The following is a 1,246-nucleotide window of genomic DNA, read 5'->3' on the forward strand; positions in this document are numbered from 1 at the left end:
ATATAAAATCGCAGCTACAAGGTATTAAAAAAGGCCGCCAAAGCGACCCTTTTTATGTGTGTTACGACAATCTACAGATTACTCTTCGATTGTTGCTACAACACCAGCACCTACTGTACGGCCACCTTCACGGATAGCGAAACGTAGACCTTCGTCCATCGCGATTGGTACGATTAGCTCAACAGTCATCTTGATGTTGTCGCCAGGCATTACCATTTCTACGCCGTCTGGTAGCTGGATGTCACCAGTTACGTCTGTTGTACGGAAGTAGAACTGTGGACGGTAACCTTTGAAGAAAGGAGTGTGACGACCACCTTCATCTTTCGAAAGTACGTATACTTCTGAAGTGAATTTTGTGTGTGGCTTGATTGAACCAGGCTTACATAGTACTTGACCACGTTCAACTTCATCACGCTTAGTACCACGTAGTAGTGCACCGATGTTCTCACCCGCACGACCTTCGTCTAGAAGCTTACGGAACATCTCAACACCCGTACAAGTTGTCTTCGTAGTTTCTTTAATACCTACGATTTCTACTTCGTCGTTCACGTTGATGATACCAGCTTCTACACGGCCTGTTACTACTGTACCACGACCCTGGATTGAGAATACGTCTTCGATAGGCATGATGAATGGCTTATCGATGTCACGCTCTGGCTCTGGGATGTAAGAATCTAGTGCTTCTGCAAGCTCAATGATCTTCGCTTCCCACTGCTCTTCGCCTTCTAGTGCTTTAAGCGCTGAACCTTGGATTAGTGGTAGGTCATCACCTGGGAAGTCGTACTCAGAAAGTAGTTCGCGAACTTCCATCTCTACTAGCTCTAGTAGCTCTTCGTCGTCAACCATGTCACATTTGTTCATGAATACGATGATGTAAGGTACACCAACCTGACGAGAAAGTAGGATGTGCTCACGTGTTTGAGGCATAGGACCGTCAGTAGCAGCAACTACTAGGATCGCGCCGTCCATCTGTGCAGCACCAGTGATCATGTTTTTAACATAGTCAGCGTGTCCTGGACAGTCTACGTGTGCATAGTGACGAGTTGGCGTGTCATACTCAACGTGTGAAGTTGAGATTGTGATACCACGCTCACGCTCTTCTGGAGCGTTATCGATTGATGCGAAGTCTTTTGCTGTACCACCGTATACTTTTGCAAGTACGTTAGTGATTGCTGCAGTTAGAGTTGTTTTACCGTGGTCAACGTGGCCGATAGTACCAACGTTTACGTGCGGTTTTACGCGTTCA

The 1,246-nt window shown here is 46.5% G+C and carries 1 protein-coding gene; it reads right to left on the bottom strand.

Annotated elements, in window-relative coordinates; genetic code table 11:
* Positions 1-78 precede the first annotated feature (78 nt).
* Positions 79-1,246: elongation factor Tu (gene tuf / locus BB427_RS02165; RefSeq protein WP_069018799.1), on the bottom strand; the 1,168-nt coding region annotated here is incomplete at its 5' end.

Source organism: Pseudoalteromonas sp. BMB, assembly GCF_001709235.1.
In the GTDB taxonomy this organism is placed as follows: Bacteria; Pseudomonadota; Gammaproteobacteria; order Enterobacterales; family Alteromonadaceae; genus Pseudoalteromonas; species Pseudoalteromonas maricaloris.